The 9,488-nt window shown below is 58.9% G+C and carries 9 protein-coding genes; 3 read left to right on the top strand and 6 right to left on the bottom strand.

Translation table 11 applies throughout. The features are described from left to right. Position 1: 1 nt before the first annotated feature. From pcaH to pcaR, 6 genes are all read right to left on the bottom strand, one after another. The gene (gene pcaH, locus ACN1C3_RS31275) at positions 2-706 is read right to left on the bottom strand and encodes a protocatechuate 3,4-dioxygenase subunit beta (RefSeq protein WP_419119589.1); all 705 of its coding nucleotides are present in this window, start codon (positions 704-706) and stop codon (positions 2-4) included. Positions 707-744: 38 nt separating this feature from the next. Continuing rightward, on the bottom strand, positions 745-1,950 hold the full coding sequence (pcaF, locus tag ACN1C3_RS31280) for a 3-oxoadipyl-CoA thiolase (RefSeq protein ID WP_419119597.1): 1,206 nt from the start codon (positions 1,948-1,950) through the stop codon (positions 745-747). Then, positions 1,947-2,729: a CoA-transferase subunit beta gene (locus ACN1C3_RS31285; protein WP_419119598.1), complete on the bottom strand. Its 783-nt coding sequence runs from the start codon at positions 2,727-2,729 to the stop codon at positions 1,947-1,949. The genes pcaF and ACN1C3_RS31285 overlap by 4 nt, the downstream gene beginning before the upstream one ends. Further along, positions 2,726-3,583, bottom strand: a complete 858-nt coding sequence (locus ACN1C3_RS31290) for a CoA transferase subunit A (RefSeq protein ID WP_419119590.1) — start codon at positions 3,581-3,583, stop codon at positions 2,726-2,728. The genes ACN1C3_RS31285 and ACN1C3_RS31290 overlap by 4 nt, the downstream gene beginning before the upstream one ends. 170 nt (positions 3,584-3,753) lie before the next feature. Next, positions 3,754-5,100, bottom strand: coding sequence for an MFS transporter (locus tag ACN1C3_RS31295; RefSeq protein WP_419119591.1), 1,347 nt, complete (start codon positions 5,098-5,100; stop codon positions 3,754-3,756). 307 nt (positions 5,101-5,407) lie between these two features. After that, positions 5,408-6,250, bottom strand: a complete 843-nt coding sequence (gene pcaR / locus ACN1C3_RS31300; protein WP_419119592.1) for a pca regulon transcriptional regulator PcaR — start codon at positions 6,248-6,250, stop codon at positions 5,408-5,410. Here pcaR and ACN1C3_RS31305 point away from each other — a divergent pair. The 3 genes from ACN1C3_RS31305 (at position 6,239) to ACN1C3_RS31315 (ending at position 9,013) form a co-directional block, all read left to right on the top strand. Then, the gene (locus tag ACN1C3_RS31305) at positions 6,239-6,598 is read left to right on the top strand and encodes a hypothetical protein (protein ID WP_419119593.1); all 360 of its coding nucleotides are present in this window, start codon (positions 6,239-6,241) and stop codon (positions 6,596-6,598) included. The two genes, pcaR and ACN1C3_RS31305, sit on opposite strands and share 12 nt — an antisense overlap. A gap of 360 nt (positions 6,599-6,958) precedes the next feature. Then, entirely contained in the window at positions 6,959-7,159 is a 201-nt protein-coding gene (locus tag ACN1C3_RS31310; RefSeq protein WP_419119594.1) for a hypothetical protein, read from the top strand. A 378-nt stretch (positions 7,160-7,537) separates the two neighbouring features. Beyond that, positions 7,538-9,013, top strand: coding sequence for an inorganic phosphate transporter (locus ACN1C3_RS31315; protein WP_419119595.1), 1,476 nt, complete (start codon positions 7,538-7,540; stop codon positions 9,011-9,013). The last annotated feature ends 475 nt before the right edge of the window (positions 9,014-9,488 follow it).

A 9,488-nucleotide genomic window follows, 5' to 3' on the forward strand; every position in this document is an offset into this window, starting at 1 on the left:
CTTATTTCTCCATCGGCGTGGCTTCGCGGCCGCGCAAAACGATGTCCCAGCGATAACCGAGGGCATAGGAAGGGATGGTTTTTTCCAGGTCGAAGCTGGCGATCAAACGCTCTTTGGCGCGGGTATCGGGTACACAGTTGTAGATCGGGTCGTAGGCCAACAACGGGTCACCGGGGAAATACATCTGGGTCACCAAGCGCGTGAGGATGCTCGGGCCGAACAGCGAAAAGTGGATATGCGCCGGGCGCCACGCGTTGTGGTGGTTGCCCCATGGGTAGGCGCCAGGCTTGATGGTCTGGAACTGGTACCAGCCATCCGCGTCGGTAACGGTGCGGCCGGTGCCGGTGAAGTTCGGGTCCAGAGGCGCATCGTGCAGATCGCGGTCATGGTTGTAGCGACCGGCAGCGTTGGCCTGCCAGATTTCCACCAGAATCCCTGGCACCGGCAGGCCATCTTCATCCAGCACGCGGCCGTGAATGATGATCCGCTCACCCAGTGGTTCGCTTTCATGCTGGGCGGTCAGGTCGTTGTCTTTGTCTTGCAGGTACTCAGCGCCGATGGTCGGGCCGGTGATTTCCGACAACGAATGGGGCAAAAACGCCAAAGGTTTAGACGGTGAGCGACTGTTGGTGGATTTGTAGGCCGGGTGCAGGTATTCCGGCTGAGTGCCCGCTTGCGGGCGACGGTAACCAGGCTTGTCAGTCATGAAGCACTCCTCTTTTCTTGTTAGTCAGCAGCGACGCATCAAACGCGCTCGATCGCCAAAGCCAGGCCCTGACCTACACCGACACACATGGTCGCCAGGCCTTTCTTGCCGCCGGTCTTTTCCAGATGATGCAGCGCGGTCAGCACCAGTCGCGCACCGCTCATGCCCAACGGGTGGCCCAAGGCGATGGCGCCGCCGTTCGGGTTGACCTGCGCAGCGTCATCGGCCAGACCCAGTTCACGCAGCACCGCCAAGCCCTGGCTGGCGAAGGCTTCGTTGAGTTCGATCACGTCGAAATCACTGACAGCCAGACCCAGACGCTCGGTCAATTTGCGCACCGCCGGCACCGGGCCAATACCCATGACCCGTGGCGCGACACCGGCGCTGGCCATGCCCAATACCCGAGCGCGAGCGGTCAGGCCATGTTTCTTCACGGCTTCGGCCGAGGCCAGAATCAACGCCGCCGCACCGTCATTCACACCCGAGGCATTGCCAGCGGTGACGGTCTTGTCCGGGCCATTCACCGGTTTGAGTTTGCTCAGGGTTTCCAGCGAGGTGTCGGCGCGCGGATGCTCGTCCTGCTCGACCACGCTCTCGCCCTTTTTGTGGGCAATACGCACCGGGACGATTTCTTCAGCGAAGAACCCGGCGGCTTGTGCGGCCGCAGTACGTTGCTGACTGCGCACGGCGAAAGCGTCCTGATCGGCGCGGGAAACCTGGTAGTCATCGGCGACGTTGTCGCCAGTCTGCGGCATCGCATCGACGCCGTATTGGGCCTTCATCAACGGGTTGATAAAGCGCCAGCCGATGGTGGTGTCTTCCAGCTTCATGTTGCGCGAGAACGCCGCGTCAGCCTTGCCCATGACGAAGGGCGCGCGGGACATCGACTCGACGCCGCCAGCAATCGCCAACTCCATCTCGCCGCTGGCAATCGCCCGAAATGCAGTACCGATGGCGTCCATGCCCGAAGCGCAGAGACGGTTGAGCGTCACGCCTGGAATGCTCTCCGGCAAACCGGCCAGCAACAAGGCCATGCGTGCGACGTTGCGGTTGTCCTCACCGGCCTGGTTGGCGCAGCCGAGGAACACCTCGTCCACCGCGTTCCAGTCCACCGAAGGGTTGCGCTCCATCAGCGCCTTGATCGGCACGGCGGCCAGATCGTCCGCACGCACGGCCGCCAGACCACCGCCGAAACGACCGATGGGGGTGCGGATCGCATCACAGATAAAGACTTCGCGCATCAGGCTTCTCCCGGTGCTTGGCCGTGGGCCGCTGCAGTACGTGCTTCGAGATCACGCAACGCGGTCAGCTCGACTTCGGTCGGTTCGGCGGTGTGCTCAACCTGATCGGCGAAACGAACGGCCCAACCGGTCGCCGCGATCACCTGCTCGCGGGTCACACCCGGATGCAGCGCGGTGACCACAAACTCGTGGCTGACAGCTTCCGGCTCCATGATGCACAGGTCGGTAATGATCCCGACCGGCCCGGCGCCCGGCAGGCCGAGGCGTTTGCGCGAATCGCCGCCTTCGCCATGGCCGACCGAAGTAATGAAGTCGAGTTTGTCGACAAACGAACGCACCGACTGTTTGAGGATGATCAACACGCTTTTCGCCGAACCGGCGATCTCAGGCGCGCCACCGGCACCGGGCAGGCGGACTTTCGGATGGTGATAGTCGCCCACCACCGTGGTGTTGATATTGCCGAAGCGGTCGACCTGCGCGGCACCGAGGAAGCCGACGTCAATGCGCCCGCCTTGCAGCCAGTAGCGAAAAATCTCACCGGTCGGTACGACAGTGTCGGCGGTTTCCGCCAGCTCGCCGTCACCAATCGACAGCGGCAACACAGTCGGTTTGGCGCCAATCGGGCCGGACTCGTAGATCAGTACCACGTCTGGCGAGGAGGTCAGCCGCGCCAGGTTGGCCGCCTTGGAAGGCAGGCCGATACCGACGAAGCACACCGAACCATTCTTCAAACGGCGGGCAGCGGCGACGGTCATCATTTCATTGGTGGAGTAAGTCATTATTTAGCCTCCGAAGCGCGGGCCAGCTTGGCCTGGAATTCACTGAAGTCAGCGCTGCCGTGGATGTATTCGTTGATCCAGGCGGTGAAGGTTTCGCGGTCGCGGGCAATCGCGTCCCAGGCCTGATAGAAACGGTTGTCACGCTCGGTGTAACCGTGGGCGTAGGACGGATGCGCGCCACCCGGCACGTGGCAGACGGCGCTCAAGGCCCAGGTCGGCAATACGCAGGCATTCATTGGTGCCTTCAGGTCGTCGACGATTTCTTCGACGGTGACGATGCAGCGTTTGGCCGCCAGCGCCGCTTCTTTCTGTACGCCAAGGATGCCCCAGAGCAGCACATTGCCTTTGCGGTCGGCTTTCTGAGCATGAATCACCGTGATATCCGGGCGCACCGAAGGCACCGCCGCCAGCACTTCACCAGTAAACGGGCAAGTGACGCTTTTGATCAGCGGGTTGACCTTCGGCAAGTCGGAACCGGCGTAGGCTCGCAACACCGCGAACGGCAGACCGGAGGCACCGGCAACGTAGGCATTGGCGAGGTCGGCGTGGCTGTGTTCTTCGATCTCCAACGGGTGCGGCCACTGCCTCTCGACGGCGTCACGCAGACGGTGCAGAGAACCGACGCCTGGGTTACCGCCCCAGGAGAAAATCAGCTTGCGAGCACAGCCGGCACCGATCAACTGGTCGTAGATCAGGTCAGGCGTCATCCGCACCAGGGTCAGGTCTTTCTTGCCCTGGCGAATGATTTCATGACCCGCCGCTGTCGGGATCAGGTGAGTGAAGCCTTCGAGCGCGACGGTGTCGCCGTCGTTGACGAATTGCTTCACCGCGTCGTGCAGCGAAAGGATTTCAGCCATGGAGTGGGCTCCCGATTTTCAGTAAACCAACGTGGAAGAAAAAGGCGCGATGAACAGCGCCGGAGTGACTGAAGATTAAGCCTTGGAAAAACGTCAAACAATCCGATAATCGACTAAGCGTTCGTTTATCGAACATATTGTTGTCAGGCTAACGATCAACCACCCTCTTATCAGGTCGCATCCGCATGGCTGACCATGCCCTTGATCACCACCGCCGTGGTCGCCAGCGCCGCTGGAATCACCAGTGCAGTCAGCACTTGCTCGAAGTTCCAGCCCAGGCCCAACAGCGTCGCGCCCATCCAGGCACCGAGAATCGCGCCAAAACGACCGATCCCGAGCATCCACGACACGCCAGTCGCCCGGCCTTGAGTCGGATAGAAGCGCGCTGCCAGTGAAGGCATCGCCGATTGCGCGCCGTTGACGCACATGCCCGCGACCAGCACCAGGGTCGCCAACAGCGTGATGTTGCCCAGGCTCTGCCCTACTGCGTAGGCAAAGACCCCGGCCATCAAGTAGAAAATGCCGATAACTTTGTGCGGATTGAACCGATCCATCGCCCAACCCACGGCCACCGCGCTGAGTACTCCGCCGAACTGGAACAGTGCTCCGATAAACGCCGCCTGCTCCATGCTCGCGCCGCTGTCACGCATCAACGTCGGCAGCCAACTGGTCAGCAGATAGACGATGACCAACCCCATGAAATAGGTCAGCCACAACAGCAAGGTCCCAGTGCTGTAAGTCCCGGAGAAAATGACTGCGAACACGTTGCGGGCTTTTACGGTTTTCTGCTCTGGCACGCTGAAGCTGGCGGCCTGGGCGACGGTCGCAGGATCGATCGGTGCCAACGCTTTGCGCACTTTGTCCGCGCCGCGATTGCGCACCACCAGATACCGCGCCGACTCGGGCAGCCAGAGCAACAAGACCACCGACAGGATCAATGGCAGGATTCCGCCGATCATCAACAGACTGTGCCAGCCGAACGCCGGAATCAGCTTGGCCGAAATGAAACCGCCACCGGCCATGCCCAGGTTGAACCCGCAAAACATACTGGTGACCAGCAGCGACTTATGCCGCTCGGGGGTGTACTCGGACAGCAGCGTGGTGGCATTTGGCATGCCGGCACCCAAGCCCAGTCCGGTCAAAAAGCGCAGTATCAACAGTTGGTCAACATTGCTGCTGTAGGCCGATGCCAAGCTGAATGCACCGAACAACAGCACCGCCCCCACCAATACGACTTTGCGACCAAAACGGTCGGCCAGCGGGCCGGAGCCCAGAGCGCCGAAGACCATGCCAATCAGCGCCGCACTCATCACTGGACCGAGGCTGGCACGATCAATCCCCCAATCCTGCGACAGCGCTGGTGCAATGAAGCCCATGGCAGCGGTGTCCAGGCCGTCAAGAAAGACAATCAGAAAACACAGGATGACGACCCGCCACTGATAGCGGGACAGCGGTTGGGCATTGATGAAGGACTGCACGTCGAGGCAGGTCCCTACAGCAGACTGAGGCTGATTCATTATTTTTATTCCACACAAGATGCGCAGGCGAACAGGTGCCGGCAACGGCCAGCGGTTTCACAAAAGGGGCAATACCGGAGTCAGGCGACCCAGGCTCGAAGGCTGAACCGGTGCAGGCAACGGCAGGCGGAGAAAGTGCTCATGGCGGGGTTGGCCTCTTCATTATTATTGGGTCGCCGCCCGGCTGATGGCAGTTAACCCACATCGCCGGATGACGCTGCCGCGACATTAATGAAGCAGGGGAAACAGCGTCAATTCGCCAAACCCGTATCTGTGCGTTTACCGAACAGATACGGGTCTGATGCCCCTAGGCAAACAACTGCGCGCTCAGGTCGCGGCTGGCGCTCAGCAGGCCGGGCAGAAAACGCTGTTCAAGCTCATTGCGGCTCACGCGCCCGGCGTGGGTGCTGACGTTCAATGCCGCCAGCACTTGTCCGGAAGCGTCGTACACCGGTACGGCGATCGAACGCAGGCCCTGCTCGAGTTCTTGGTCGACAATGCACCAACCTTGCTGACGGACCTGTTGCAGGCATTCGAACAGCGCTTCAGGGGTGTGCAAAGTGCGACTGGTTTTGGCTTGCAACTCGGCGTGCTCGAGATAGTCGTGAAGCGAGGCATCGTCAAGCGCTGCCAGCAGGATCCGTCCCATGGAGGTGCAGTAGGCCGGCAGACGCCCGCCCACTGACAGGTCAACAGAGATCAGTCGCTGGGTCGTCGCCGAGCGGGCGATATACAGAATGTCATCGCCTTCCAGCGTAGCCATGTTACAGGCCTCGTGAAGTTGCTCGCTCATGCGGTCCAGATAAGGCTGAGCCGAAACCGCCAACGGCGTCGAGGACAGGTAGGCATGGCCCAGGGTCAACACTTTGGGCAGCAGTGAGTAGGTGCGGCCATCAGTGGTCGCGTAACCGAGTTTGATCAACGTATGCAGACAACGGCGCACCGCCGCCCGGGGGATTTCCGTACGGTGACTGATCTGCGCGATGGTCAGATGGCGCTTGCGCTCCTGGAAGGCCTGCACCACCGCCAAGCCCCGCGCCAGGGAGGTCATGAAATCCGGATCGCCGGTGAATGCCTGGATTCGCTTGGCCGGTGAGGCAACGATTGGCGGGGCCACTGAAGCGAAAGAGTTGCGTAATTGATCGTTCATTTCAGTTCCTTTCCACACAGGTCGACATCTATTACAGGCTGCTGCGTGGTCGGTACACAAGCCACCGGCAGTCAACGTTGGGCGATTATCGAACCATCAACCGATAATCGCAATTGCGCCTTGGCGGCGGGGCGGTGGTTTTCTTCTCAGGCACCTTCATGCCCGCAAGCGCTGATTGACAAGAATTCACATTTTTTGAAGGGAACCAACACCCCTTGGAAGTCAGCTTCTTACCACGCGCGACTTGTACGTTTTATTGCCGCCAGAAAACAGACAGCAACACCGCGCCAGCAAAATGTGTACTTGCTGACAAAACTTCCCGGTAACAAAACCCTCATACAAAGTTGACGGCTTTTAACTTCTTGGCGATAGTGTTATTCAGATCGACCGCTATAATGCATCATGTGATGACCGCGGTTTCTCTATACCATCGGATCCAATCACCAGGCTGCGCACATTCCAATGGCGCTTCCTGCAGTAAACGCTTGGCGGCTCTTCAAATGCCCTGTCAACGCGCTTGCAAGAAAGGAAAACTGTTTCACGGCAGCTGTTCTTCTCTGGTGCCGTGGCCGCATTCAACAAGGATGCTGTTTACCCGATCGTTTCAAAAGCCGAGCCTTTATTGGCCTTGCCTGTGAGGCGATTTGATAAACATCAGTGTTGCACTGCGTATCACCAGGATTTATCTCAACTCAATTAGGTAACAATGTGACGAAAGACGAACTGCGCGCGGAACTTGAGCGCCAGGAACAACGTTACAAGGAAGTTTACGGCGGGGAAGTCACCACCTACGCCGCCCAGCCCGAACCAGAACGCAAACCCTGGCGTAAACGTGCCAGCATTCTCGATCAGGCTTTTACTCAAGAGCTGCAGAAAATGGAAAAGGAACTCAAAGCCGAAGAGCCATGACGGCTTGGGCTTGAATCCTTCAGGGCTGGCCACGTCCCTGCCAGATAAAAGCTGGCCGGATCGTCGACCCCTATTCCGCTCGCTACAAGCGAACGGCTGCTACCTCAACCCAACCGGATGAGGCAAATAGCTCGCGGCTAGCCTTCCATTTGAATTCTATATAAATGTTTCAACCTCTCGTCGTGTCGAAGAAATCATTCTGATTTTCGATCATCAGCAACAAAATCAATAGGTTGCCAAAGCCCGAAAAAACCTGGGCTGCAGGGTCTTCCTGCAATCTAATTCGTTGAAGAATGTTACCGATGAGCAGCAAGTGCATTGATTACCTGGGTTTTCTGGCATAATCGCGCCCCCTTACGACCGGGTCAGAAAACCTTCATGATCGATTTATTCAGCGGACTAGATGCTTGGGTGCTTGTGAGCCTCTTGCTCGCCCTGGCCTTTGTCCTCGCCTTCGAGTTCATCAACGGCTTTCATGACACTGCTAACGCGGTGGCCACTGTTATCTACACCAAAGCCATGCCGCCTCATTTGGCCGTGTTCTTTTCCGGTGTCTTCAACTTTCTCGGCGTGTTGCTCGGCGGAGTCGGCGTGGCCTATGCAATCGTCCACTTGTTGCCGGTGGAACTGCTGATCAATGTGAACACCGGCCACGGGCTGGCCATGGTGTTCTCATTACTCGCCGCCGCGATCACTTGGAATCTGGGCACCTGGTACTTCGGTATCCCGGCCTCCAGCTCGCATACCTTGATCGGTTCGATCCTCGGCGTAGGCCTGGCGAATGCACTGCTCAACGATATCCCGCTGGCGGATGGCGTGAACTGGCAAAAAGCGATCGATATCGGCGCGTCCCTGGTGTTCTCGCCGGTCGCCGGATTTATCGTTGCGGGGCTGGTGCTGGTGGGTCTGAAATGGTGGCGACCGCTGTCCAAGATGCACAAGACCCCGGACCAACGCCGCAAGATCGATGACAAGAAGCATCCGCCGTTCTGGAATCGCATGGTACTGGTGGTTTCCGCGATGGCCGTGAGTTTTGTGCACGGCTCCAACGATGGCCAGAAAGGCATCGGTCTGATCATGCTGGTGTTGATCGGCATCGTTCCGAGCCAGTTTGTTCTCGACCTGAGCAGCACCACCTACCAGATCGAACGCACCCGTGATGCGACCTTGCACCTGAGCCAGTTCTATCAGCGCAACAGCAGCTCCCTGGGTGAATTCCTGGCGCTGGGCAAAAGCGTTAAAGAAGATTTGCCGGGAAAATTCCGCTGCAACCCGCAACAAACCGAACCGACCATCTCCTCCTTGCTGAACACGCTCAACGGCGTCGCTGACTATCACTCTCTGCCGGCCGAAAGCCGCATCGAAGTACGTCGCAACCTGCTTTGCCTGGACGATACAGCGAAGAAAGTCGGCAAACTGCCTAGCCTCGATGCTCGTGAAAAAGCCGACCTGGATAAACTGCGTAAAGACCTGACGGCCACCACCGAGTACGCGCCTTTCTGGGTCATTCTCGCCGTTGCCCTGGCCTTGGGCCTGGGCACCATGATCGGCTGGAAGCGTGTGGTACTGACCATCGGTGAGAAGATCGGCAAGCAAGGCATGACCTATGCCCAGGGCATGTCGGCGCAAATCACCACCGCCTGTGCCATCGGCATGGCCAACATCTTCGCCTTGCCAGTGTCGACCACCCACGTGCTGTCCTCAGGGGTTGCCGGGACCATGGTTGCCAACAAGAGTGGCCTGCAAGGCGGAATGGTGAAAACCATCCTGCTGGCCTGGGTCCTGACCCTGCCTGCGACGGTGGCCTTATCGGCCGGTCTATTCTGGCTAGCCTCGAAAGTACTCGGCACCTGATTTTCAGGCGGCTACAAAAAAGGTGCGATCCGTTTGGGTCGCACCTTTTTTTATGTCTGTGGGAATGTGTTCAACCCTAAAAAATTGCAGCCTGCGGCAACTTACAGGAAAAGCACATACACCCCACGAACAGGCCGGCCGGTAGGCCGCCTCGCTTGCTTTTGACCTGCCCGCCCCTTCGGGAGGCCGAGTGGAGACGTTCATCAGGGGGTAGGCGCGAAGCGCCGTTCGACGAAGTCGAACACATCGAGAGGAGGTCGAAGCGCAGCCGACCGGAGGCGATGCGCCCTGATGAATGCCGGAGCGAGGGAACAACGAGCCTTAGCGAGGTGCCGTACGCTTGGGGCAAAGACCTAATGAGATGGTCAGCCCGGTGAGAACCTCGGCGAGTCTAAACTTGCCGAGGCTCTCTCTTTACCGAAGGAGGATCTCTCATGAACACCGTAACGCTTCTGGGTATCGACATCGGCAAAAA

Source organism: Pseudomonas sp. H11T01 (genome assembly GCF_048515765.1).
Classification (GTDB): domain Bacteria; phylum Pseudomonadota; class Gammaproteobacteria; order Pseudomonadales; family Pseudomonadaceae; genus Aquipseudomonas.